Here is a 23,850-nt window from a genome sequence, read left to right as displayed (position 1 = left end):
CACGTTTTACAAACCAATCATCTCACTTACGCATGAAAATCAAACGCGTGCATCGTGATGAAAAACAAATTGAACAGATTCATCAAGCTGTTGAAGCCTTTTTAGAAGAGATAGAACAAAAGATAAAACAACTCTCTACAAAAGTTGCATGAACCTTATGGGGGTGCTCTTCCCCCCCCCTTAGCACCCCCGCCCTTTCATAATTATTGTCGATAAGAAGGATAACTTTAAATGAATGAAGAAAAGTTGATAGCACCAATAAAAAAAATAAGCTTATTTGAACAAGCTCTATTGTCAATGCGCATACAAAGGCTCGTCAATATACAAGACCTCTCGATTTATCTTGGAATGTCTATGACCTATATTAGAGAGCTTGTAAAAGCTGGAGTTTTCCCTAAACCAATACAAGAAGGACGATACTTAAAATGGGATATCGTTGAAATTGATCACTATATTGAAAGCAAAAAAGCTGAAAGAGATTCTACAGAACTGCCACCACTATCGTAAACAATCAACGTCCAGTCACAAAACATGACCACTGTTCTAAAAGAACACGACGCTGTTCTAAAAAATCAGTTCTCATATAAGCTTTTGTGACTGAATTCCCCACTGAATGAGACAATGTAAATTCTGCAATTTCAAATGGTGTTGACGTTGTCTCTGCTATCCAGTCACGAAGACTAGATCTAAATCCATGAGGGCGGTAAGTAGTTCCTCTATCTTTCATAAATTTAGAAAGCGTCATATCAGATATAGGCTTTCCGGAATTTCCAACAAACAAAAATCCATTTTTTTCGATTGTTTTTGCTTTTTCAATAATAGCAATCGCCTCTGCTGTAAGAGGAACACGAAAATCAAAAACCTTTCCAACGATCCCTTTCATATTTTCTTTTGGTATTGTCCAGATTGATTGATTAATCTGCTCCAACCGTATATGCCGAATTGGCATTGAACGAACGCCAGTTAAAATTAAAAGCTTTAAAGCTAAATTTGATACAATTCTATCATCCAAACTTTGATAAAACACCGGAACTTCTTGCCACGGCATAGCTGGAATATTTTGAACATTTTGAATAAATTTTCCCAATAAAGCTTTTGCTTTTGGTACCAATTGCATATCCACGTCTATACCACGTGCTGCTGCATGTTTTATAGCAATATTCAAACGCGATAAAGCCTTGCTTGCTGTTTCATTTTTGGTTTTCCAAATAGAGGATAAGCACTCCTTTATATCAATTTGCGTCAATTCAGTAATTGCTATATCTCCAAGTTTAGGAAAAACATGTAATGTCAGAGGCGTTAACCACCTTGCAGCTGTTCCTTCATTTTTTAATTCGCTTTTTTTGGCTTCAAAAGCGCTTAAAACAATTTCTCGTAAAGAAATATTATCAACCGACCGCTTTAACTTTTCATTGTTCCTTTTACGAATCGGATCAATCCCTTGCTGCAAAAGATCACGACAGACCGTAGCCTTAAGCCTTGCTTCTTTCAAAGATACAACACTACAAGAGCCTAATCCCATTTCACGACACTTTTTATTCAAATCGAATCGAAAAACCCAACGTCCTTGATTCTGCGCTGTTTTGATAAGCCATAGCCCAGCTCCATCTGCATATTTACCTTTAGGAAAATTTTTTACAGATAAGGCAGATAATCTATCACGTGTTCTTGTTTTTCTAATCACTTTTTAAACCACCTTTTGAACCACCTTTTGAATTGTACTTGTGACAGATTCATCTGATATTAAGGTCGTACATAAAAAAACAATTAATTAAATAAAAACAACGAGTTACAAACAAAATAAAACAAACAATGGCACCACGTGATATTATAGAAAACCTATAACTGGTGCGGTCGAGAAGACTCGAACTTCCACGGGTTGCCCCACAGCGACCTCAACGCTGCGCGTCTACCAATTCCGCCACGACCGCACTTGGTAAAGAAAACATATCAATTCCCTGGCTTTAACAAATCAAAAAGAAAGGTACAAGCCTATTTTCACTTTCTCATAATTTATTTTATCTAAATGACTTATGGTTCAATATAAGCTATTTAAATATAAGCTTCACTATGGTTTTTGAATCATCATCATAAAATTAGCCTGTGCACTTTGATCTTTTTCATAACAACCATAAAAACTTGTTGTAATCGTTTTCGAGCCCTGTTTTTGAATTCCCCTCATAGCCATGCACATATGTTCAGCTTCAATCAAAACTGCAATACCACGAGGTTCCAGATGTTCTGCTAAAGCTTGGGTTATTTGAGCTGTCATAGATTCTTGCGTTTGTAAACGACGAGAAAAAATATCAACAACACGTGCAATTTTTGAAAGACCAACAATCTTTGTATCAGGAAAATACCCAATATGCGCTTTTCCAACAATTGGAATCATATGATGTTCACAATGAGAATAAAAAGGAATATTTTTAACAGTTATCGCTTCATTATATCCTGAAACTTCTTCAAAAACCATTCCTAGAATTTCTTCAACCGATTTATTATAACCAGAAAAAAGCTCATAATATGCCTTAGCTACGCGCTTTGGAGTATCAATCAGCCCCTCTCGATTTGGATCTTCACCTACCCATAAGAGCAATGTGCGAATCGCAGATTTTACCTCTTCAAAACGAGGACGCTTTTTCCCAGATAAAAACGGGTCTGTAGTACCTCCTTTAACAACATTACACATTTAAAAACTCCAAAGCTGATCTTACACAAAGCATTTGCTATATATCTATTTTATTTTGTATAATCTCTATATAAGTGAATGAAAAGCTTAAACAATCACAACTTTTAAAATTTCAGACAATAGCTCTCATGATTGATAACATCTATGATAACCTCTATAATGATAAAATACTTAAATATGCTGCGCATATAAGCAGAATTGGACGTCTTAATAATCCAGATGCAACCTCAAAAAAACATGCACGCCTTTGTGGTTCAACAGTTACTGTAGATCTAAAAGTAGAAAATAACATTGTTATAGATTTTGCCCATGAAGTACATGCATGTGTGTTAGGACAAGCATCCGCTTCACTTTTAGCATCTCATATCATCGGGCAAACAACACAAAGTATTAAAATATTACGCGAAATAATCTATCAGATGTTAACCCAAAACGGTCCTCTTCCTCCGTTTCCCTTTGAAGAATTTTCTTATCTACAGCCCATTAAAGACTACAAAACTCGCCATGCATCAACGATGCTTACCTTTGACGCAACAGTAGAATGTATTGAACAAATTGAAAAAAAATAAATGCTCAAACCACCATCGCAACAAAAAAAGAAACAAACTCGAAACTATACAGGTTCTTGGCAAAAAACACCTGGACGATTGCTTGGTATCTTCTTGATACGTTTTTATCAAATAACATTTTCCAGTTATATAGGAAATCAATGTCGCCATATGCCAACCTGTTCAGAATATACTTATGAAGCGATCGCACGTCACGGACTGTGGGCTGGTGCATGGATGGGACTTTTTCGTCTTATACGTTGTGGTCCATTTGGAACAGATGGTTTTGATCCAGTCCCTACCTCTCTTGAAAATTCTTGTTGTTTTTATAAACCTTGGCGCTACTGGAAAATTTCTGCAAAACACAACAAATAATTCTTTTCTTTTTTCATGTGTATTGATAAAAAAATCAGTCTATAGAATTTAAATTATGACCAATTTTTTATGAAACCATCCGCAATCGTTGGCGGAATTGGATTAAAGAGGTATTTTATGTCTTGTTCTGTTTCCCTTTCTTTTCCTGATGGTTCAAAACGTGATTACCCCACAAAAATGACGGGGCTGGAATTGGCAGAATCCATTTCTAAATCGCTTGCAAAAAAAGCGGTTGCTTATCGTCTTAATGGAAACATTCAAGATCTATCAGATCCATTAGAACAATCTGGTCAAATAGAAATTATTACCCGAGAAGACCCACGTGCTCTTGAGCTTATACGTCATGATTGTGCACATGTCTTAGCTGAAGCTGTACAAGAGCTCTTTCCTGAAACGCAAGTGGCAATCGGCCCCGTTATTGAAAATGGTTTCTATTATGATTTTGCACGTCAACAGCCTTTTACATTAGATGATCTTATTATCATTGAAAAGAAAATGCGTGAAATTATTCAACGCAATAAACCTTTTACAAAAGAGATTTTGTCTCGTGAAAAAGCAAGAGAAATTTTTTCTAAAAAAGGTGAACTTTATAAAGTTGAGCTTATTGATAGCATTCCCCAAAATCAAGATTTGAAAATTTATTATCAGGGGGATTGGTTTGATCTTTGCCGTGGTCCACATATGCAGTCTACAGGACAAATTGGCAATGCTTTCAAACTCATGAAAGTCGCAGGAGCTTATTGGCGTGGTGATTCCAATAATCCGATGCTAACAAGAATTTATGGCACAGCATTTGCTAATGAAAATGACTTAAAAACCTATCTGCACATGCTGGAAGAAGCTGAAAAACGTGATCACCGTCGTTTGGGACGTGAAATGGATTTATTTCATTTTCAAGAAGAAGGACCAGGAATGATTTTCTGGCACCCAAAAGGCTGGAAAATGTTTCAAAACTTGATCAGCTATATGCGTAGACGCCTCGATGATCACCAATATGCCGAAGTTAATGCACCACAAGTACTTGATAGATCACTTTGGGAAATATCTGGTCATTGGGGCTGGTATAAGGAAAATATGTTCAAAACAATTCCAGCAGCAGAGAATTGGAATAATGAAAGTATTTACGCTCTTAAACCAATGAATTGCCCTGGTCATGTGCAGATTTTTAAACATGGTTTAAAATCTTACCGCGACTTGCCTATAAGGCTTGCTGAATTCGGTGTTGTCCATCGTTATGAACCTTCAGGATCTCTACATGGTCTTATGCGTGTACGTAGTTTTACACAAGATGATGCACATATTTTTTGTACCAATGAGCAATTAGCTGATGAATGCCTTAATATTAATGATTTGATCTTATCAACTTATGCTGATTTTGGTTTTAAAGAAATCAGTCTTAAACTTTCAACACGTCCAGAAAAGCGAGTGGGATCTGATGCACTATGGGATCATGCAGAAAATATCATGAAATCCGTCCTCAAAACTATCGAAACAAAATTTGCTGGACAAATCAAAACAAGTATCCTTCCAGGAGAAGGTGCATTTTATGGACCAAAATTTGAATATACATTGAAAGATGCTATCGGTCGTGAATGGCAGTGTGGAACAACGCAAATAGACTTTAATCTCCCTGAACGCTTTGGAGCATTTTATATTGATAAAGATTCAGAAAAACATCAACCTGTTATGATTCACCGTGCTATTTTTGGATCAATGGAGCGCTTTCTTGGTATATTAATCGAAAATTTTGCTGGTCATATGCCACTTTGGCTTGCACATGAACAAGTTATTGTAGCAACAATTACATCCGAAGCAAATGAATATGCAAAAAAAATAACGGCGAAACTTAAAGCGGTTGGAATTTCAGCAACATTAGATCTTCGTAATGAAAAAATTAACTATAAAATACGAGAACATTCTTTAAAAAAAGTGCCTGTTATTTTAGTATGTGGCAAACGCGAATCTGAAACAAACAGCGTGAATGTACGCCGCTTAGGGAGTCAGAATCAAGTCTTATTGTCTATAGAGGAAGCAATTACGCAACTCACAAATGAAGCAACACCACCTGATTTGCGTCGTTTAATAAACACTTAAAGTATGTAAAAAATAAAAGAAACTATAAAGCGAAAAGAATCATTGTTACCGTATTCTATCAAGCATGCGTTTGCATTCAATTAATTCAAACAGTGTTTCTTGCAGCAATTCTTTATCACTCTTATCTTTATAAATATTAGCAGCACCGATAGATGCTTCTCCCTCATTCCTCATAAAACTTAAAAGCCCGAAAGAAGATTTTTTAGGCTTATCGCTGGTAAGTTCAGAAGTTTTTCCTGCCTGTCTCTTTTCTATTACAACATTCATGGCATCAAGATCGCCATTACCAAACGCGGTAACAAAGGTGGCACCATTTTCTTTCAAAAGGCGCTGTACACCCTTTATCGTATACCCCTGATCGTACAGTAATTGCTTAATACCATTGAGTAAATCAACATCAGCTGGGCGATAATAGCGTCTCCCCCCGCCACGCTTCATTGGCTTAATCTGCTTAAAACGCGTTTCCCAAAATCTTAAAACATGTTGCGGAAGCCCTAAAAACTCGGCTACTTCGCTAATTGTGCGAAAAGCATCGGAGCTCTTATCCATTTTGCAACTTCCTATCTAAAATACTATAATTCATCAAGTTTTATTTTCTCAACAAGATTGGTCAAAAATAAGATCATCACTTGACTCTATTTCAATTAAAAAGCCTTTTGTTAAACAAAATCTAGAACTTAATTTCATACAATTTTTCTTAACAAATACCAAAACCTATAGCATGATTTATTCATGTGATATTATCTTTGTCTTGTGCGATGTGAATCTAAAATCCTTTGTTTAAGTACATTTGCAGCCTTAAATGTCACTACACGTCTCGGTGGGATAGGCGCTTCAACACCAGTTTTTGGATTACGCCCAACACGTTCATTTTTATTGCGAACTTGAAAAGTTGCAAAAGAAGAGAGTTTAACCGCCTCACCTCTTACAAGTGAATTACAAATTTCATCCAAAACCAATTCAACCAAAGCAGCTGATTCAGTGTGTGACAAGCCCACTCGTTTACAAACTACGCTCGCTAAATCCGCACGCGTTACTGTCTTACTTGCCATTATAACCACCTATTCAAATATTAAAATTACTAAATGACTTATACGTTTTATTCAAATATGGTCAAGCGGCCATAATCTACAAACGAATAAGAATTGCTCCCCATGTAAACCCACCTCCCATAGCTTCTAACATGATGAGATCTCCTTTTTTAATTTTTCCCTCACCAATAGCTGTTGTTAAAGCCAATGGAACTGATGCTGCAGACGTATTACCGTGTTTATCAACGGTAATCACAACTTTATCTATGGCAATTCCCAATTTTTTAGCAGATGCTTCAATAATCCGTTTATTGGCTTGATGAGGCACGAACCAATCCAATTGTGAAGAATCTATACTAGCAGCAGAAAAACAATCATCAACCACATCTGTGATCATACCAACTGCATATTTAAAAACTTCTCGTCCTTCCATGCGCAAATAGCCCGTTGTTTGCGTTGTTGAAGGACCACCGTCAACATACAACTTATCCATGTACGCACCATCAGAGCGTAATTTTACAGATAATATACCACGACCAAAAGCAATTTCATCCTCACTTTCCTGTGCTTCCAAAACAGCAGCACCTGCACCATCACCAAATAGAACGCATGTTGTACGGTCTTTCCAATCTAAGATCCGAGAAAATGTATCAGCCCCGATAACTAAAGCTCTCTTGGCAGCTCGGCAACGTAAATAGGCATCTCCTGTCGCTAAAGCAAAAATAAAACCAGAACAAACCGCTTGAATATCAAAAGCAAATCCATGGTTCATTCCCAAAGCATGCTGAATTTCAACAGCCGAAGCAGGAAAAGTACGATTTGGTGTTGAGGTTGCCAAAATAATACAATCAATATCATTTATTGTTAGACCAGCATTTATCAAAGCTGCTTGTGCAGCTTCAACTCCTAAAGAAACAGTTGTTTCATTTTTATTAGCAATGTAACGCTGGTGTATTCCTGTACGTTGAACAATCCATGAATCTGATGTTTCAACAAACTTCGCAATCTCATCATTTGATAAGCTTTTTTTTGGCAAGGCACTCCCTACACCACACATAACGGATCGAATCATTCGCTCCTAACCTTTTCCTGAGACTTTTTACTTATATTACAAAATTTTATCATATAATTCCCCCATTCAGCGCTGCTTCATCTTCTTGATCAAAAAGCACTTCTTTATTCTCATGAAACCGCCGTAAATCAGCCGTTATTTTTTTCAAAAGCCCATTGCTAACCATCTCATAACCAACACGAATAGCAGAAGCAAAACCGTCAGCATTAGCGCTACCATGACTTTTTATGACAACACCATTTAAACCTAGCAGCACTCCACCATTCACCCTGTCGGGATCCATTTTATGTTTCAGTGTACGAAAAGCACCCCGCGATAAAAAATAACCAAGAGATGTTAAAAAAGAACTTCGTAGTGCGGAATTTAAGATTTCCGCTATCTGCCGTGCTGTTCCTTCTGCCGTCTTTAAAGCAATATTACCAGCAAACCCTTCTGTTACAACAACATCTACTGTTCCTTTTCCAATGTCATTACCTTCAACAAATCCCTTATATTCTAAGCCTTCTAATTGCACTTCACGCAATATCATTCCAGCTTTTTTTATTGCATAGAGACCTTTAACCTCTTCAACACCGACATTTAAAAGCCCCACACTTGGTCTTTCCGTGTGATATAAAGCGCGAAACATACCTGCCCCCATAACAGCTAAATCGACCAACTGGTTTGCTGATGCACCAATCGTCGCCCCAATATCCAAAACAATGCTCTCACTGCGTAGTGTTGGCCAAATTCCTGCAATTCCAGGACGCTCTGCTTCAGCCATCATCTTTAGACAAAAGTAAGACATTGCCATAAGCGCACCAGTGTTTCCAGCAGAAATGCATGCATCAGCTTCACCATTTTTTACCGCCTCAATTGCATACCACATTGATGATTTACCACGTCCGTTGCGCAGTGCCTGACTTGGCTTCTCATCCATACGCGTATAACTTTCTGTCGGAAAAAAACACGAAACAGAAGCCAAACTAGGATATTTTTTTAAAACCGGCTTAACAACCTCATCTACCCCATAGAATAGAAAACGAATATTTGGCAAATGCTTTTGTACAATTGCGGCTCCTGCAATAGTTACTTCTGGACCATAATCACCGCCCATCACATCCACAGAAATTCTAATCACGCTTGCATATCCCACATCTTTTTATTTAAGCTTTTAAATGCTATATTGCGATTTTTTACTTCTGAGCATCCCTAGAAGCATATCACCATAAAAATAGCTTCGCAGAAAATACCGTTTTTATAATAGTATACAATAGATAATTTTTTTATGCTTTTACAATCACTTCCAATTTTTTAAAACTGAAAATGGTGATAACTTTTGCTTATCCTCTTCTAAATTTTCAATCGTATGCATCTTTATCCCTTTTTTACGAGGATAATGGTCAATGGATAACTCAAAAAATTCTTCCATAACTGCACCAATATCGATTTTATCACCATAAAAGACTTCTGGTGTATCGAGCCCTTCCACATCTAAAAACAATTCACCTGTATCTTCTGATATTTTTGGCTTTGTAAGATTTGCATCTTCTGGAACAAAAACAACTTCAATCTTTTCATGAAGAATATTTTCTAACGGCTCTAATGTAACAACACATAACTGTACGATACGCGCCTGCAATAAACCTTTTATACGAATTCCACGCTTTTTCCATGGTAAAATGTGAAACTTTCCCTTACAAAATCTTACTTCAACTAAATCGTGATTCTTAGCTAAATGTGTACATTCTTTTTGATTCGCACAAATATGAACTCTTATACCTTTGGTCGGCAATGAACGTACTGATATTGGATAAGCTAAAGCAAATGTCATTGGAAAAACATTTTGAGCATTCATCGACAACTCCTAAATATGCAAAGAGCATTAAAATTTAAAATATTCTACTTTCATTTAGGTAAAATACATTTATTTATTTTTTTCTTTTCTAACGAAACGCTGTATGACATAATTCACTTTATAATAGGGAAGCTCAATATAGGCTATGACAAATTAAGTTAGAATGAGAAAAAATTTGAGCTTACCTTTTTGTCGTACATATAAATTATTAAGGGAGATATCATTGTTTCAAATGCCTTACATAGTAGACTTAATCAAACGTAAATTGCTGATTGGTCTGTCAATAACGAGCATGATTGCAATCACTGGTTGTAGTTTTATTGATTCTTCAGGCTCAAAACAGACATATCAAGAAGGTTATATTCTTGATAAAAATGCTCTTAGTTCTATTTCTGTTGGATCAAGTCAAGAACAAGTTATTTTAAGTTTAGGGCGTCCCTCGTTGAAGACAAAACATGATAATGAGATCTTCTATTATATCTCGCAAACACGGTATCGTGCGATGCAATTTATGAAAACAAAAATTATTGATCGCAAAGTTTTAGCTATTTACTTCAATAAAGACAATCAAGTTACTAAGATAGCGCACTATGGTTTACAAAATGGTCAAGTCTTCGACTTCATCACACAAACAACACCAACTGCTACAAAAGAGCAGTCTTTCTTAATGCAGATTATAAAAGGTCCTGCAAATTCATAAACCTATAACTTGTAATATCCATATACAATCCTGATCATGTCAGGGTTGTAACACTGTCTTTACGAGCGCGCTTTTTTTGCCATATTATCAAGAACTGCATTAACAAGTTTTGGCTCATCGCCTTCGAAAAACGCCTTTGCTATATCAACATACTCATTCATAACAACCGCAACAGGTACATCGGGGCGATTAATCAACTCCCATAAACCAGCACGCAAAATTGCGCGTAATATAGAATCAAGACGTGAAAGTGACCACTCTGCAGAAAGTTGTTGGTGAAGCATAGGGTCAAGCTGTTTTTGACTTTTTACAACACCAGTGATAATGGACAAAAACCACTGAAAATCAGCCTCAAGATACTGATCTCCATCAATATCTTTTCCTAAATGGTAAGCTTCATATTCAGCTGCCGTTTCTATCACACCAGTGCCAACCATATCCATTTGATAAAGCGCCTGAACTGCAGCAAACCTCGCTGCTCCACGTTTATTGGCTGAACGCGGAGAATATTTTTCTTTTATATCAGCCATACCTAATAATTATCTCCGAATTTATTTTTGAGAGCTACCATACATAAAGCAGCTTCAGCAGCAAAACCACCTTTATTTTTTTCATCTTGTTTTGCACGTGCCCACGCTTGTTTTTCATCCTCAACAGTCAAAATACCATTTCCAATAGCCAAATTCTGATGAACAGTTAAATCCATCAATGCACGACAAGAATCATTCGCGACAATTTCAAAATGATATGTTTCACCTCGGATAACACAGCCAAGTGCAACATAACCGTCGTAGGATACCTTACGACTTTTTTCGGCAAAGGCTATTGCACCAGGTATTTCTAATGCTCCTGGAACGGTGACAATATCATAGCTTACTCCAGATTTTTGTAAAACACTCGTTGCACCCGTAAGAAGCGCATCAGAAATTTCATCATAAAAACGTGCTTCAACAATCAATACATGCAATTTTTTACATATCTCTTTCGTCATGATGAAATCCCATAAGAAAATTAAATAAAAAACTTAGGGCATTAAAACACTAAACTCTCAAGACTAAACCTTTAGCTTATCGATCTTTCATTTTAAAGCCAGAAATTTTGCAGCATACCGAGCAAGCTGATCAATTTCCAAATTAACCTGATCGCCAATTTTAGCTTGTCCCCATGTTGTTACTTCAAGTGTATGGCGAATAATAAGAACATCAAAAATACAATTTTCAACACTATTAACAGTCAAAGATGTTCCATTGAGTGCAACAGAACCCTTATTGACAATAAAAGGCACAAATTGTGTTGGAATTTGTAGGAAAAAACGAACTGCATCCCCTTCATTTTTCTGATCAATAATCTCAGCCAAACCATCAACATGACCAGAAACCAAATGCCCACCCATTTCATCACCCAATCGAAGTGAACGCTCTAAATTAATAAAAGTTCCTTTTGTCCACTGTGCAAGATTAGTCAACCGCAATGCTTCTTCCCATGCTTCGACAGCAAACCAACTTCTGTTTTCCTGATGTATCCCTCGTTCAACGATTGTCAGACAAATCCCTGAACACGCAATTGATGCACCAATTTCTAAACTCTCTATAGCATAGAACGTAGAAATATTTAAACGCACGCCTTGTTCTAAAGACATAACTTCTTCAACACAACCTATATCCGTTATAATACCTGTGAACATAGCGTTTTACGCCTCCATTTATAAAAACGGTCATTTCCAAACATTCTTGATTCAACTTCATGAAACTGTGAAAGATAATTTCCAAAGCAAGGAGCTTCGATACGATTTTCTCCTAAAATAACGGGAGTATAAAAACATATTAAATGATCTACACAACCGGCACTTAAAAATTTTTCCCCAGTCTTTACGCCTCCCTCAAGTAAAATACTATTAATCCCATGTCGATAAAGCAGCTGTAAAATAGCAAGGGGCTGCATATAACCGTCACTCATTTCTATTGAATATACAGATACGCCATACTGTTCCAGAACACTTTTTTTATTTTTTTTTGAACAATTCACATCACAAATGACCCATGTAGGAATTTTTGTTGCTGTTTGAACAACTTTTGTATCAAGAGGAATGCATAAATCTGTATCTAAAATAACACGTATAGGAGAACGCATCTCCATTCCTGGCAAACGACAATTTAATTGTGGATTATCTGCTAGTACAGTACCAATACCAACAACAATAGCATCATTTTGAGCACGTAAAATATGAGAGTGTGTGTGTGAAATCATTCCACTAATTTTTATACCACCCTGCCCTTTTTTCCCCACACCATTGTCTGCAGAAATTGCCATTTTCAAAGTAACAGCACAACGTTGCAACTTTCTTATACACCAATGCGTGCATAAAGCCTCAAAAGCTTTTTCAGCCAAAACTCCTTCAACCACTTCAATACCAGCCGCATGCAAAAGAGCAATACCACGGCCATTAACCCGCTTATCTAAATCAGTAAGAGCAATAACAACCCGTGAAATACCTGAATTAATGAGCGCATTTACACAGGGAAAAGTTTTACCATAATGCGAACAAGGTTCTAAAGTAACATAAGCGGTAGCACCGTGAGCCAAGGGACCGGCCATGTGCAAAGCTTGTACCTCAGAGTGTGGTCTTCCATGAATGGCTGTTACACCATAACCGACAATGGATGCCTCCCTTCCCTCATCGTATTGCACAATTAATGTACCAACCGAAGGGTTTTCACCAGTAAGACCAACATGACGTTCTGCCAAACGGATAGCTGCAGCCATAAACCGTTCATCCTGCACTTTTTTATTCATCAAAACAAGATTCTGTATCCGTTATACTCTTTGACAACTCATCTATAACATTATGAAAATCGCTTGCATTACGAAAATCTCGATAGACAGAAGCAAAACGAATGTAAGCAATATCATCAATGCTTTTCAATGCTTCCATCACAAGATGCCCTATTTTTTCCGAAGCAATCTCTGGCTCTCCTAAACTCTCGAGCTGTCGTACAATGCCAGAAATCGCCCGTTCAATATGATCTGGATCAATATTACGTTTACGCACAGCCACTTCAACGGATCGTATCAATTTATCTCGATCAAATGGCTCACATCGACCACTTTTTTTAGAAACCAAGAGCTCACGCAACTGGACACGTTCAAAAGTTGTAAAACGGCCACCACAAACGGAACACACACGTCGACGACGAATGACCGCTCCTTCTTCAGCAGGACGAGAATCCTTAACCTGTGTATCTTCACATTGGCAGTAGGGACAGCGCATCTTTCCCCACCCTTAACAAATGCTAAGATAAGAATAAAGCGGAAATCTACTCGTTATATCTTCCACCTTTTTCTTGACTATCATTTCAACAACACGATTATTTTCATCGCTTTTAGCCTCTTTAAGACCATCAAGAACTTCTGAAATCAAATTACCAATTAGAACAAACTCTTTTTCTGTAAAACCACGCGTCGTTGCAGCAGGTGTCCCCAAACGAATTCCAGATGTTATCGACGGTGGTTCAGGATCAAAAGGAATACCATTTTTATTACATGTAATATGAGCACGTCCCAAAGCCAATTCGGCACGTTTTCCCGTCAAATTCTTGGAACGCAAATCAACCAATAACAAATGATTATCAGTACCACCAGAAACAAGATCAAAACCGTTATCTTGCAGTGTTTTCGCCAAAATTTTTGCATGAGTAATGACATTAGCGCTGTAGCTTTTGAAAGAAGGCTGTAAAGCTTCTTCAAATGCGACAGCTTTAGCCGCAATCACATGCATTAAAGGGCCTCCTTGAAGACCAGGAAAAATCGCCGAGTTGATTTTTTTCGCTAAAACTTCATCATTTGTTAATATCAAACCACCACGAGGACCACGCAAAGATTTATGTGTTGTAGTTGTTACAATATGTGCATGCGGAACAGGTGAAGAATGTACCCCCCCTGCAACAAGACCAGCAATATGAGACATATCGACAAGGAAATAAGCATCAATCTCATCTGCAATTTCACGAAACCGTTTCCAATCCCATAGACGAGGATAAGACGAACCACCAGCTATAATAAGTTTGGGCCTATGTCCTTTTGCAAGCCGTTCAACTTCCTCCATATCAAGAATTTGATCTTCTTGACGCACGCCATAATGAACAGCATTAAACCATTTCCCAGACATATTAACGGATGAACCGTGCGTAAGATGACCACCAGCATTTAAGTCCAGTCCCATAAATGTATCACCAGGCTGGAGTAAAGCTAAAAATACAGCCTGATTCATTTGACTACCAGAATGAGACTGTACATTGGCAAAAGCAGCACCAAAAAGCTTTTTTGCACGTTCAATTGCTAAATCTTCAACGACATCAACAAATTGACACCCCCCATAGTAGCGCTTTTTTGGGTAACCTTCTGCATATTTATTGGTTAAAACCGATCCCTGTGCTTCAAGAACAGCTCTTGAAACAATATTTTCTGAAGCAATCAGCTCAATTTCATGTTTTTGACGATCAAACTCTCCGCGAATTGCCTCAAAAATTGCAGCATCAACGGTTTGTAAATTATCATTAAAAAAGCGTTTTGGGGTATCATTTTCTTGCTGAATCATAAAACACGTTCCTAACATAAAAAAATAAAGTCGTGGAACGATAACACAGCAAAGCATGCAAACCAAATATTTTAAACCACTTTCACTTAAAAATAACGCAAACATTTATCTCATTGCTTTGCCATATAAATAAAAGAGCTTTTCTCTCATAAAAATAGTGCAAAATAAGTACTAATTTTTTTCTTACCTACGTTTATTTACGAATAAAATAACTTATAATTTTTAGGAAATTCAATAATTTAAATTGGTAATTATTTTAAATAATTTATAATATGACAAGCTAAATGTGATAGAAAAAAAATAACTTAAGGAAAAGAGGATGGCAACGAAAGTTTTTATTGATGGTGAGCATGGAACAACCGGATTACAGATACAAAAACGACTAGCGAATCGATCAGATTTTGAATTACTTTCGCTTTCCCATACCGATCGACATAATATTGATGCCCGTAGAGAGTGTCTTAACCAAGCTGACATTGCTATTTTATGTCTTCCTGATGATGCTGCGCGCGAAATTGTTACTTGGCTTAAAAATAATAAAAAAATTAGAATTATTGATAGCTCGACAGTTTACCGTATTGCACCAGATTGGGTCTATGGTTTTCCTGAAATAACTATGGGACAAAAAGAACGCATCCAAACAGCACGCTACGTGACCAATCCCGGATGTTATCCTACCGGTGCAATTAGCTTGATTCGACCACTTCGTGAAGCCGGACTAATAGACGCTTCTTATCCGATATCAATTCATGCAATATCTGGTTATACTGGAGGTGGCAAACAATTGATTGCCCAAATGGAAAGCCAATCTCGAAAAAATGATATTCGGGAAAATTATTTTATCTACGCTCTTAATCTTGAGCACAAACATGTACCGGAAATTAAAATCTATGGGCAAATCAACCAAACACCTATTTTTGTACCAAGTGTTGGTCGTTTTCCTCAAGGAATGATTGTAAGTATTCCACTCCATCGCCATTTATTCACAAAATCAGCCAACCGCTCTGATCTACGTGAAATCCTTGGAAATCATTACAATGAACAAAATGTCATATCGGTTGCATCACAAGAAGAAACGGAGACCCTTACTAAGCTCAATCCAGAACACTTAGCACATAAAGACGGAATGAAACTGTTCGTGTTTGGAAATGAGCGCGAAGGGATCTTTAATCTCTGTGCTCTATTAGATAATTTGGGGAAAGGTGCATCCGCAGCAGCTGTTCAAAATCTCGACTTAATGCTTTTAGGAAGCTAAACTTTCTCTTGGATATAAGCTTTTATTCAACAGCATGATAGGCTCCTTTTGTTGCACGCCAATGTGCAACCGAAAAACATAATAATATCAACGCAACACTTTGGTGAATAAGCCCTAAACTTATAGGAACTTCATGCAATAATGTAAAAACACCTAAGAATGCTTGAACAATTATCATCATACACATAAAAAATGCGCGACGAGAATGGGTTGAATGTGGAACATTTTTTTGTACATATAAAGCGTGAATAATCGCTACAATAAACAAGAAATAAGCGAATAAACGGTGTGTGAATTGAACGGTTAAGGAATTTTCAAATAAATTAAGCCAAACGGGACTATGCTGCAACAGTCCATCAGGTATAATTTGACCGTCCATCAGTGGCCATGTATTATAAACTTTGCCTGCATGAAGTCCCGCAACCAAAGCACCAAAATAAACTTCAATCAAGATTAGAACAACAAACCAGCCTGCAAAATATTGAACCTTTTGATTCGCAGGCTCTTCTGAATATTCTGCAAGTCCTCGAGATAAGTAAGTAACAAAAATAATAACAAAACACGCTGTGATAAGATGAAAAGCCAAACGATATTGGCTTACGCTTGTCAAATTACTTTGACCAATACCTGAAGCCACCATCCACCAACCAATAGCACCTTGCAATGCAATAAGAATTGGCACAATAGAAAGCTGAAACAACATATTTTTTTCAATACGTTTCGTTGCCCAAAACCAAATTAAACCAAATAAAGCCACAAGACCAACTAGGCGCCCAAGGATACGATGTGCCCATTCCCACCAAAAAATGACCTTAAATGCACTTAACGTCATATCGCGATTAAGCAGCTTATATTGCGCTATCTGTTGATACTTTGAAAACTCCTCCTGCCATTGATCTACACCAATCGGTGGAATAACACCATGGATCGGCTTCCATTCGGTTATCGATAACCCTGATCCTGTCAAGCGAGTAGCCCCTCCTACCAAAACAATTGCTAAGCAAAGCACTAAAATAGAATAAAGCCACACTCGAATTTGTTTTCGATTTCTTTTCTGCAATGGTGTTAAAACGCTATCATTCAATCTTTTTACTGCCATTTCCTCGTCTCCCCCGTCTTTCTTCAACCGCAATTCGTTCTAAAATTGAACATTCAAATTTTAGCTATTTTTCTATGTATGACAACTTTAACATAAAACAAGTATACTCTATAGTCATACAATTCGCATTCTTAATTTTGTAAAATTTATGATGTAACAGCACAGTAAACAGTCTTTGGAAACCTACGCACCATTTGCATTATCCAATTATGTTCGTTAAAAACAATATTACAAATGTAATAATCTGTTAGCTCAGAAAAATTTTTAACCTCATACCTAAATTTATTTCATATTTCTAAAATGATAAAATTACATTCCTTTTTCTTGTAATATATGAGCAATGATCTTTGCAAAACGTTGTACAAAATAGCACTTGTTAATCTCTAGAGAAGAATATTAATTCCGTGTCATAATCATAAAAAACAAAAGAGAAGAAAAATGTCCCTTCGCTCCTGTCCCCTTTTACAAGGGAGCAGCTACTGCTTTCTTACAGCGCCGTTATTTCCAATGTCTATAAAGCACATTTTGATATATTAAAAGCAAATCTTTTAGATAAATAAGGTGTATATTAAAGGTAGAAGTGATGTTTATAAACAAGTCTTTATTTAGAAGCGTATTAATTATCGCACTTTTTACAACGTATCTTATATCCACTTCAAACGGATATGCTAATTCTAAAAATTCTCCTTCATTTTTGAGTAAGCTATTTTGTTCAAAAGAGATTGCGGAGCTAGGCAATGTACTAAGAAATAAAGAAGACACGAAGGAGCTGTATCGTGAGTCACTTGATAGAATCCTATGGTGGAAACACATTTTTCTCAAACTGAGACAACTGAATTTCAGTTACTAATAAAAAAGTATTTGATGAATAATAAAAATTTATTTTTGAAAGAACGAGTCAAAGAGATAGAAAAATGGCATAATTTAATTAAAGAAAGGTATGAGATAGCGTACAGCATACTTGGTGACATGGAAAGGAAAATATATGGAATGGAACTTGTTCATAACGAAACACAATTAAAACAACACACTAAAACATCACAAATTTTAAGAGAAATTACCGAAATTCAAATACGTATCACTGCAAATAAGGAAAAACTTAAAGAACTAGACCATGAAATTCATACCTTATACATAAATTTACTTTTTTCTAATAGCCAATAGTTACACATTATAGTTAAGTGCTTTTTTGAAAATACTTATGAAACGCATTAAGAGCAACGCGCAATGAATTCACAAGATGCAGCAGCATTTGATCTTCTATAACTAGATACTGTAGCGCTGCATAAAGATTATATACTGTCTATAGAGAATTAGGACTTCTTTTAGGCCTCCTTCTTGCACGGTACGATCGTGATTGGTTGTTTTTTGACCCCACTGCTCAAGTTTATACGGCATTATATCTATCTTTCATTTCTTTAAGATAAGCTATTCATACTAAAATAAAACTACTCATTAAACACAACTCTTTTCAAAAGCTATATTTTGAAAATTACCCCTATTGGGCTTTAGGCAATTTTGTTAAAAACGTTTACAAATCTATTTAAATGATTGACCTTTTGTAATAACTTTGTAAAAAGTCATACTTAGTTTGGAGGGGTGGCCGAGCGGTTTAAGGCACCGGTCTTGAAAACCGGCGTGCAGGAGACTGTACCGTGGGTTCGAATCCCACCCCCTCCGCCATTCAAACTTTTACTTCATGTAATATATTGATTTTATTAATATTTTTTCATGGTGCGGGATAGTAAAATAAAGATGCGAGAATAGGATTTTACATTTTCTTCTAGAATATATTATAGATTTCAGGATTGATTGTTTGTTTATGAGAAAGATCTAAAGCATTTCTTATTCTGATAATTGATTCTATAATCTCTTCTCTGCCCCAAAAGATAAGAATTTATCACCTAGTTTTCTGAGCATGTTTCCAAGCACATAAGCGTTCACCTTACTTGTTATGCTTTAAGATTTGTCTTGCTAAGTTTGGGCTCATCATAAGCATATCTTTCTGCTCCAAATAAATAGGTAACCAACCTATAACAAGAAATAATACTATTTGCCCCGTACCCAAAAAGAGAGAGCAACACGCCCTATTCGCCCTTCCTGCTCAGCTGCCAACATTTCCTTTTGGAAATAAGCTCCCTGAACTGCGGTAAGATAACCACCTTCCCAAATATGCTTATAAAACTCAGGGCGGTTATGAAAATCATCAAGCCGCGCTTCATTCAAAAGCTTTGGAAACTTTGGATTGTCTGACCAATTGATCTCTACACGCTTAATGGCTTTATTGTCTGAAAAGCGAAACCGCCTTTCAACTGGTGCATTGTCTCGCAACGGGTTCCATGTCACCCACAACTCTGCACGCCAACCCTCTCCTTCTTCACGCAAAGTCGGTATCAGCGTCTGCCAAGCTGTCTCTGTGACTGGCTCTGCCTCATCAACCCAACAGAGCAAAATACGCCCCATCGATTTAATACTGGCTATATTGCGGTCAAAACCTGAAAACTGAAAGGCTATACGACCGTCATTCGACTTAATCGAAGCCTCCCCTATCTTGTAATAATCCCTTAAAAAATCATGCGCTTCTATTGCTCGCTTAATCTCTTCTAAAGAACTTTCCGCGAGTGAGTTTTGAAACTGCCTTGCACACAAGATTACCCCTGAGATACCCTCCATGCCAAATTGATAGCCTTTTAAAGCAGCCATCAAAGCAAATGATCTTGTCTTTCCTGATCCTCGTCCACCCCAAGCCGCACGCACCGCTGCCTTGCCTGTAAAAATAGGAATGAGCTTTGGAACAATCTTAATCTGTCTTGTCGTCATTCATTGTTAAAGGAGCGATTTCCACATGCCCGATCAGCTTTATCGCTCCTCCATTCTCCCCTGTTACCTGTAAAGGCAACACCTTACCAAGCAACGCTAAATAAGCCGCTGGGCAACTAACAGCTTGCTTTTCTAAATAAGAAACCAAACCATCATTGCCTATTTTATTGCCTGCATTCTCAGCGGCTTTAATCACCGCTTCTTTCAAAATATGCGTCATTTTATTTGGAACGCCTTTGACACGTCCCACTCCTGCTTTAGGAGGTATACGCTTAGGAGGTGACTGTGGAGTTTGAATAGCATTTTGTGACGTCATAAAATACGCCCTCTAGATAATAAAAAAACCCCGCAAATGCAGGGCTTACAAAATAAATACAACCAATTTTAGATACAATACGACTAGTGTAGCGACACCATTAGACACTAAACAAAACACTCTGTCAACAAAAAATCATGATACTGTGTTTTTTTATTTTCTTCACCTAAATCTAGTATTTTCAACAACAGATAAGACGTTGTTGTATCATCTTAACGAATCAATTACACGACTGATAATTAATAAAAAGGGGGGAAAATAGAACCAGTATCAATATGTTTTAGCGCAATAATGGGGATAATTGCGGTAATGTTTACATCAAACTATTTATTCCTTCAAATTTTGACAGCAGCGTCAATTATTTCTATTGTCGGCTCAATCTTAAGATATAAGTGGTTAACCTTAGAACGTAAGGTGTTGTTAGATGCGGAATAAATAACAATTATTCTTATGATAACAATGATTTCATTAAATCACTGATATGTATAGCTATAATATCTACAGGAATCCTTCTCTACAAGTTTTCAGATGTGGGAATAGCCGTACTTGTAATTACAATACCAATCATGTTGTTTTTATTTCTCTTACATGTAGAATTGGAAAATACAACTTTCATAATAATAGGACTCGCTATCCTTCATTTTTTTGAATTCTCAACAAACACTTTATTAATAATATCCTTCGTAGCGTATTTCTGGGAAAGTTTAGTATTAAATTATTCTATAAAGCAATTTAAACAATTTGAAATACAAAAAGAGTGAGAGATAGGAGTATACAAAGAACAAATTACAAAACAGAATAAAAGCCTTTTAAAAAAGGCTCAAAAAATATCACGAAAATGGATTAAGCAATGGAATACAGAAATTAGATTGTGAGAAATGGGCATACTACAAGAGCATTCCCTAATGATATGCAAAGACGGCGAATATGATCACCCTATCATAAAGGATGTCTGTGCTTCAGGATATAAAGAAATATTTTTTCTCTATGAGCAGATACTACTAGAAGCAAAACTCACTTCTGAACATTATAAAAAAAATCAATGCATTAATGATGCACCCATTTACTAAAAAAATTTATTTAAAAACAGTGCGATTAATGAAAAAAATGGAATAACTATTGAAAATAGCTGTAGATCCGCTTACAGAAAAAACATGCTATAAACCCACATATTATTATTGCATTAGTGGTTATATGTGGTTGATAATATGATTCACAGCTCTGTATGAGAAACAACAAGAAGATAAATTTAATGGAGTATATAAAAAAACTAGCATCTATGGAAATTTATTGCTCTGATATATCTAGAAATACAGAATATGAAGAAATAAAAAAGATATTAGAATTCCCATATCATATGGTTATTGATTACGAACCGCTTCTAATTTGTAAAAAGATACTTCTATCATTATTATACGACATTTCCGATACTTATAAAATAGCAAGAGAAACTTTTATTCATTATAAGCGTCTTCTTGAAACTGTTACAGAAGGATACATTGCGTTAAATGAAAATTTCTTTACTCAAGATATGGAATGGAAACTAAATCAGTACAAAGAAAAAGATAAAGAACTTATAAACAAAAAAGATAGTTATAATCTACAGAATTCTGAAGATATTCCAACATTTGAGAAAGCACATAAAATAGGAGCAATAGAAAACATTAAATCATCAAGTAAGAAATGCCATAATAAGTTGATCTATTGGGATTCGCTTATAGGTACAGGAAAGTTACAAGTAATCTTCGGTTATAAAAAGATGAAAGCACTAGAAAATGCTATCAATGAAGAATACAAACAATTGAATATAGAAATGCAAGAGACGGTTTTCGAAAATAAAGGCTTTAATTATAACAAATCCTACGCACACTTGATACAGTATCTATTATAATAGAAAAATGGTTATATACTTGATACAAATATCTTATAAATTTTAGTTTTTCATACCTAATAGTCCAAGCCAAGCTCTCTCCTCACTTCTTCAGAACTATAAAAAGGTGCCTCTCCTCTTCGAACGCATTTGGATTGATGTGCTTTTGTATACGAGTTTGCACCGTGGTGATGCTATTCGCATTGGTTGGAAAGATACTAAGGATAATATTATTCATTTAAAGACAGAAAAAAGTAAATTCCAAACAGATGTCTTTCTCCCTATCTTACCTGAAATGGCGGAAACTCTTAAAATTGAACCTATCGAAGATGAAACATTCATTTGCGGAAAAGGCAGTAAGAAATTAACCACAGAAAGTTTTGGCAATCTACCTCGTGAAGCATGTAATACAGCAAATATAAAAAAGACAGCCCATGGATTAAGAAAATTAACAGCAACACGTGCTGCAAACTTAGGTCTACAGTTTCTCAACTTAAAGCTATTTTGGGTTGAGAAGATGACAACATGGCATCTCTTTATACAAAAACAGCAGATAGAAAACGACTTGCCATATGCAATAGAATCAATAATCACATAATCTCTTACTTTTATAATAAGTTATTGATTTTACTATTTATTGTTTTACTGAGAGTACCGTATTATCCTTGTAAGATGAATAACACATTGATCTTCATGCTCTTTTCAAGAGTACGGTGAACTATGATTAAAGCGTAAGAATAGGATTTTTAACATGCACACCACAAAGTGCAACTTACTTGCCTACCTTCTTTAATAAATTTTTGCATTCTTCCAATATAAGTGACTGTCTCCAATATTAGTAAACTTGTTAATGATTATGTAACTAAGTAAAATTACAAAAATTTATTACAAACCTTTGTAGCAAGAATTGATTTTTTAATAACCTTCTGGTTACACTATTTTTTTATAAAATTGAAAATATTTTTATCAACGTATTTTGTTCAACAAAATCTTTCTTCTGAAGTTTAATGTTCTCGTTTAAAGAGATGAGGGCTTTCAATAATAAGCTTTTTTCGTGCTTTTTGTAACTGCTTAATGACTTCATCAATTTTTGACGAAGAATAAAAATCTTTATTATCTAATAAATCCTGCTTCTCTCTATTCTCATAGAAACATTGCATCTGAGATTGAAGCATTCTAATCTCTTGAAAAAAAAGGCGTCCTGTTTCCTTAAAACCGTTATTAAGTGAAAAAAGTTGATCAGAAATCGAAAGCAAAATTTGCTTTAAAAAACGCTCATTTTCTTGGCGTTTACGATATTCTAAAATAAGAGCATAACTTATCTCATCCAACTGTTTTTTTGTGGAATCAATTTGACGCAATAAATTCATTTTTTCCCCCATATTACCTTCTCTCATCTTCAAAAGCATAGTATAAATATTCAATGATTGCAAAGCAGAATGAGATAAGTAATTAACTAACCTATTAGATGTACTAGCATAGCATCTTTGTACAAGCATCATGAACTCACCTAATTACCAGTTTTTACATTCATTCCGCTATTTATTTTA

At 36.0% G+C, this 23,850-nt stretch carries 24 protein-coding genes, 2 tRNA genes and 3 pseudogenes; 11 read left to right on the top strand and 18 right to left on the bottom strand.

What is annotated here, in order from left to right; genetic code table 11:
• Positions 1-152: pseudogene (locus ABID39_RS06205) on the top strand (lambda exonuclease family protein); the annotation flags it as partial.
• A gap of 79 nt (positions 153-231) precedes the next feature.
• A complete protein-coding gene (locus tag ABID39_RS06200) occupies positions 232-507 on the top strand; it encodes a helix-turn-helix transcriptional regulator (RefSeq protein WP_354187064.1) in 276 nt (91 codons plus the stop codon).
• A 4-nt stretch (positions 508-511) separates the two neighbouring features.
• Here the strand turns inward: ABID39_RS06200 and ABID39_RS06195 are convergent, their stop codons facing one another.
• From ABID39_RS06195 to folE, 3 genes are all read right to left on the bottom strand, one after another.
• A complete protein-coding gene (locus ABID39_RS06195; protein WP_354187062.1) occupies positions 512-1,684 on the bottom strand; it encodes a tyrosine-type recombinase/integrase in 1,173 nt (390 codons plus the stop codon).
• A gap of 162 nt (positions 1,685-1,846) precedes the next feature.
• Positions 1,847-1,931: transfer RNA gene (locus ABID39_RS06190), tRNA-Leu, on the bottom strand.
• Between the two features lie 137 nt (positions 1,932-2,068).
• A complete protein-coding gene (gene folE, locus ABID39_RS06185) occupies positions 2,069-2,689 on the bottom strand; it encodes a GTP cyclohydrolase I FolE (protein ID WP_354187060.1) in 621 nt (206 codons plus the stop codon).
• 140 nt (positions 2,690-2,829) lie between these two features.
• On the opposite strand from folE, the gene ABID39_RS06180 reads away from it, so the two are divergent.
• The 3 genes from ABID39_RS06180 to thrS all read left to right on the top strand — a co-directional run bounded on the left by ABID39_RS06180 (position 2,830) and on the right by thrS (position 5,706).
• Positions 2,830-3,258, top strand: a complete 429-nt coding sequence (locus ABID39_RS06180) for an iron-sulfur cluster assembly scaffold protein (protein ID WP_354187074.1) — start codon at positions 2,830-2,832, stop codon at positions 3,256-3,258.
• Positions 3,259-3,612: a membrane protein insertion efficiency factor YidD gene (gene yidD / locus ABID39_RS06175; protein ID WP_354187058.1), complete on the top strand. Its 354-nt coding sequence runs from the start codon at positions 3,259-3,261 to the stop codon at positions 3,610-3,612.
• 117 nt (positions 3,613-3,729) lie between these two features.
• Positions 3,730-5,706, top strand: a complete 1,977-nt coding sequence (gene thrS / locus ABID39_RS06170) for a threonine--tRNA ligase (protein WP_354187056.1) — start codon at positions 3,730-3,732, stop codon at positions 5,704-5,706.
• A gap of 45 nt (positions 5,707-5,751) precedes the next feature.
• Here thrS and ABID39_RS06165 read toward each other — a convergent pair whose 3' ends face one another.
• The 5 genes from ABID39_RS06165 to ABID39_RS06145 all read right to left on the bottom strand — a co-directional run bounded on the left by ABID39_RS06165 (position 5,752) and on the right by ABID39_RS06145 (position 9,646).
• On the bottom strand, positions 5,752-6,255 hold the full coding sequence (locus ABID39_RS06165; RefSeq protein ID WP_354187054.1) for a MerR family transcriptional regulator: 504 nt from the start codon (positions 6,253-6,255) through the stop codon (positions 5,752-5,754).
• Between the two features lie 191 nt (positions 6,256-6,446).
• Positions 6,447-6,758, bottom strand: coding sequence for an integration host factor subunit alpha (locus ABID39_RS06160; protein ID WP_354187052.1), 312 nt, complete (start codon positions 6,756-6,758; stop codon positions 6,447-6,449).
• Between the two features lie 76 nt (positions 6,759-6,834).
• A complete protein-coding gene (locus ABID39_RS06155; protein ID WP_354187050.1) occupies positions 6,835-7,809 on the bottom strand; it encodes a beta-ketoacyl-ACP synthase III in 975 nt (324 codons plus the stop codon).
• 49 nt (positions 7,810-7,858) lie between these two features.
• The gene (plsX, locus tag ABID39_RS06150) at positions 7,859-8,929 is read right to left on the bottom strand and encodes a phosphate acyltransferase PlsX (RefSeq protein ID WP_354187048.1); all 1,071 of its coding nucleotides are present in this window, start codon (positions 8,927-8,929) and stop codon (positions 7,859-7,861) included.
• 159 nt (positions 8,930-9,088) lie between these two features.
• Positions 9,089-9,646, bottom strand: a complete 558-nt coding sequence (locus tag ABID39_RS06145; RefSeq protein WP_354187046.1) for a YceD family protein — start codon at positions 9,644-9,646, stop codon at positions 9,089-9,091.
• A 232-nt stretch (positions 9,647-9,878) separates the two neighbouring features.
• On the opposite strand from ABID39_RS06145, the gene ABID39_RS06140 reads away from it, so the two are divergent.
• Positions 9,879-10,346, top strand: coding sequence for an outer membrane protein assembly factor BamE (locus ABID39_RS06140; RefSeq protein WP_354187072.1), 468 nt, complete (start codon positions 9,879-9,881; stop codon positions 10,344-10,346).
• Positions 10,347-10,405: 59 nt separating this feature from the next.
• Here ABID39_RS06140 and nusB read toward each other — a convergent pair whose 3' ends face one another.
• The 6 genes from nusB to glyA all read right to left on the bottom strand — a co-directional run bounded on the left by nusB (position 10,406) and on the right by glyA (position 14,940).
• Entirely contained in the window at positions 10,406-10,876 is a 471-nt protein-coding gene (gene nusB, locus ABID39_RS06135) for a transcription antitermination factor NusB (RefSeq protein ID WP_354187044.1), read from the bottom strand.
• A 2-nt stretch (positions 10,877-10,878) separates the two neighbouring features.
• On the bottom strand, positions 10,879-11,337 hold the full coding sequence (locus tag ABID39_RS06130) for a 6,7-dimethyl-8-ribityllumazine synthase (protein ID WP_354187042.1): 459 nt from the start codon (positions 11,335-11,337) through the stop codon (positions 10,879-10,881).
• A gap of 87 nt (positions 11,338-11,424) precedes the next feature.
• Positions 11,425-12,030, bottom strand: a complete 606-nt coding sequence (locus ABID39_RS06125) for a riboflavin synthase (protein WP_354187040.1) — start codon at positions 12,028-12,030, stop codon at positions 11,425-11,427.
• The gene (gene ribD / locus ABID39_RS06120; protein ID WP_354187038.1) at positions 12,012-13,139 is read right to left on the bottom strand and encodes a bifunctional diaminohydroxyphosphoribosylaminopyrimidine deaminase/5-amino-6-(5-phosphoribosylamino)uracil reductase RibD; all 1,128 of its coding nucleotides are present in this window, start codon (positions 13,137-13,139) and stop codon (positions 12,012-12,014) included. Before ribD ends, ABID39_RS06125 begins: the two co-directional genes overlap by 19 nt.
• Positions 13,132-13,614 (bottom strand): transcriptional regulator NrdR, encoded by a 483-nt coding sequence (gene nrdR, locus ABID39_RS06115; RefSeq protein WP_354187036.1) that lies wholly within the window; start codon positions 13,612-13,614, stop codon positions 13,132-13,134. The genes ribD and nrdR overlap by 8 nt, the downstream gene beginning before the upstream one ends.
• Before the next feature lie 12 nt (positions 13,615-13,626).
• Positions 13,627-14,940, bottom strand: coding sequence for a serine hydroxymethyltransferase (gene glyA / locus ABID39_RS06110; RefSeq protein ID WP_354187034.1), 1,314 nt, complete (start codon positions 14,938-14,940; stop codon positions 13,627-13,629).
• Between the two features lie 319 nt (positions 14,941-15,259).
• Between glyA and argC the strand changes: the two genes are divergently transcribed.
• A complete protein-coding gene (gene argC / locus ABID39_RS06105; RefSeq protein ID WP_354187032.1) occupies positions 15,260-16,195 on the top strand; it encodes an N-acetyl-gamma-glutamyl-phosphate reductase in 936 nt (311 codons plus the stop codon).
• 22 nt (positions 16,196-16,217) lie between these two features.
• Here argC and ABID39_RS06100 read toward each other — a convergent pair whose 3' ends face one another.
• A complete protein-coding gene (locus ABID39_RS06100; protein WP_354187030.1) occupies positions 16,218-17,294 on the bottom strand; it encodes a COX15/CtaA family protein in 1,077 nt (358 codons plus the stop codon).
• 798 nt (positions 17,295-18,092) lie between these two features.
• On the opposite strand from ABID39_RS06100, the gene ABID39_RS06095 reads away from it, so the two are divergent.
• Positions 18,093-18,458, top strand: a complete 366-nt coding sequence (locus ABID39_RS06095; protein WP_354187028.1) for a hypothetical protein — start codon at positions 18,093-18,095, stop codon at positions 18,456-18,458.
• Positions 18,459-18,887: 429 nt separating this feature from the next.
• Positions 18,888-18,977, top strand: a tRNA-Ser gene (locus ABID39_RS06090).
• A 393-nt stretch (positions 18,978-19,370) separates the two neighbouring features.
• On the opposite strand, the pseudogene ABID39_RS06085 reads toward ABID39_RS06090, so the two are convergent.
• Positions 19,371-20,114: pseudogene (locus tag ABID39_RS06085) on the bottom strand (phage terminase large subunit); the annotation flags it as partial.
• Positions 20,095-20,430, bottom strand: coding sequence for a hypothetical protein (locus ABID39_RS06080; RefSeq protein ID WP_354187026.1), 336 nt, complete (start codon positions 20,428-20,430; stop codon positions 20,095-20,097). The gene ABID39_RS06080 and the pseudogene ABID39_RS06085, both read right to left, overlap by 20 nt.
• Positions 20,431-21,682: 1,252 nt before the next feature.
• On the opposite strand from ABID39_RS06080, the gene ABID39_RS06075 reads away from it, so the two are divergent.
• Positions 21,683-22,321 (top strand): hypothetical protein, encoded by a 639-nt coding sequence (locus ABID39_RS06075; RefSeq protein ID WP_354187024.1) that lies wholly within the window; start codon positions 21,683-21,685, stop codon positions 22,319-22,321.
• Positions 22,322-22,442: 121 nt separating this feature from the next.
• Positions 22,443-22,873, top strand: a pseudogene (locus ABID39_RS06070) (tyrosine-type recombinase/integrase); the annotation flags it as partial.
• Between the two features lie 431 nt (positions 22,874-23,304).
• On the opposite strand, the gene ABID39_RS06065 reads toward ABID39_RS06070, so the two are convergent.
• Positions 23,305-23,799 carry a hypothetical protein gene (locus ABID39_RS06065; RefSeq protein ID WP_354187070.1) on the bottom strand — a complete coding sequence of 165 codons (495 nt, stop codon included), beginning with the start codon at positions 23,797-23,799 and terminating at the stop codon, positions 23,305-23,307.
• Between the last annotated feature and the right edge of the window lie 51 nt (positions 23,800-23,850).

This window comes from Bartonella japonica (assembly GCF_040545385.1).
Classification (GTDB): Bacteria; Pseudomonadota; Alphaproteobacteria; order Rhizobiales; family Rhizobiaceae; genus Bartonella; species Bartonella japonica.
The sequence above is the reverse complement of the archived record's forward strand: the minus strand, read 5'-3'. Positions and strand labels throughout refer to the sequence as shown.

What these genes read in the sequence shown, in the direction of transcription:
- ABID39_RS06200 (WP_354187064.1), top strand. Translation starts at nt 232, where the DNA reads ATGAATGAAGAAAAGTTGATAGCACCAATAAAAAAAATAAGCTTATTT.
- folE (WP_354187060.1), bottom strand. Translation starts at nt 2,689, where the DNA reads ATGTGTAATGTTGTTAAAGGAGGTACTACAGACCCGTTTTTATCTGGG.
- yidD (WP_354187058.1), top strand. Translation starts at nt 3,259, where the DNA reads ATGCTCAAACCACCATCGCAACAAAAAAAGAAACAAACTCGAAACTAT.
- thrS (WP_354187056.1), top strand. Translation starts at nt 3,730, where the DNA reads ATGTCTTGTTCTGTTTCCCTTTCTTTTCCTGATGGTTCAAAACGTGAT.
- ABID39_RS06165 (WP_354187054.1), bottom strand. Translation starts at nt 6,255, where the DNA reads ATGGATAAGAGCTCCGATGCTTTTCGCACAATTAGCGAAGTAGCCGAG.
- ABID39_RS06160 (WP_354187052.1), bottom strand. Translation starts at nt 6,758, where the DNA reads ATGGCAAGTAAGACAGTAACGCGTGCGGATTTAGCGAGCGTAGTTTGT.
- ABID39_RS06155 (WP_354187050.1), bottom strand. Translation starts at nt 7,809, where the DNA reads ATGATTCGATCCGTTATGTGTGGTGTAGGGAGTGCCTTGCCAAAAAAA.
- ABID39_RS06145 (WP_354187046.1), bottom strand. Translation starts at nt 9,646, where the DNA reads ATGAATGCTCAAAATGTTTTTCCAATGACATTTGCTTTAGCTTATCCA.
- ABID39_RS06140 (WP_354187072.1), top strand. Translation starts at nt 9,879, where the DNA reads ATGCCTTACATAGTAGACTTAATCAAACGTAAATTGCTGATTGGTCTG.
- nusB (WP_354187044.1), bottom strand. Translation starts at nt 10,876, where the DNA reads ATGGCTGATATAAAAGAAAAATATTCTCCGCGTTCAGCCAATAAACGT.
- ABID39_RS06130 (WP_354187042.1), bottom strand. Translation starts at nt 11,337, where the DNA reads ATGACGAAAGAGATATGTAAAAAATTGCATGTATTGATTGTTGAAGCA.
- ABID39_RS06125 (WP_354187040.1), bottom strand. Translation starts at nt 12,030, where the DNA reads ATGTTCACAGGTATTATAACGGATATAGGTTGTGTTGAAGAAGTTATG.
- ribD (WP_354187038.1), bottom strand. Translation starts at nt 13,139, where the DNA reads ATGAATAAAAAAGTGCAGGATGAACGGTTTATGGCTGCAGCTATCCGT.
- nrdR (WP_354187036.1), bottom strand. Translation starts at nt 13,614, where the DNA reads ATGCGCTGTCCCTACTGCCAATGTGAAGATACACAGGTTAAGGATTCT.
- glyA (WP_354187034.1), bottom strand. Translation starts at nt 14,940, where the DNA reads ATGATTCAGCAAGAAAATGATACCCCAAAACGCTTTTTTAATGATAAT.
- argC (WP_354187032.1), top strand. Translation starts at nt 15,260, where the DNA reads ATGGCAACGAAAGTTTTTATTGATGGTGAGCATGGAACAACCGGATTA.
- ABID39_RS06100 (WP_354187030.1), bottom strand. Translation starts at nt 17,294, where the DNA reads ATGGCAGTAAAAAGATTGAATGATAGCGTTTTAACACCATTGCAGAAA.
- ABID39_RS06095 (WP_354187028.1), top strand. Translation starts at nt 18,093, where the DNA reads ATGGTGGAAACACATTTTTCTCAAACTGAGACAACTGAATTTCAGTTA.
- ABID39_RS06080 (WP_354187026.1), bottom strand. Translation starts at nt 20,430, where the DNA reads ATGACGTCACAAAATGCTATTCAAACTCCACAGTCACCTCCTAAGCGT.
- ABID39_RS06075 (WP_354187024.1), top strand. Translation starts at nt 21,683, where the DNA reads ATGGAGTATATAAAAAAACTAGCATCTATGGAAATTTATTGCTCTGAT.
- ABID39_RS06065 (WP_354187070.1), bottom strand. Translation starts at nt 23,799, where the DNA reads ATGCTTGTACAAAGATGCTATGCTAGTACATCTAATAGGTTAGTTAAT.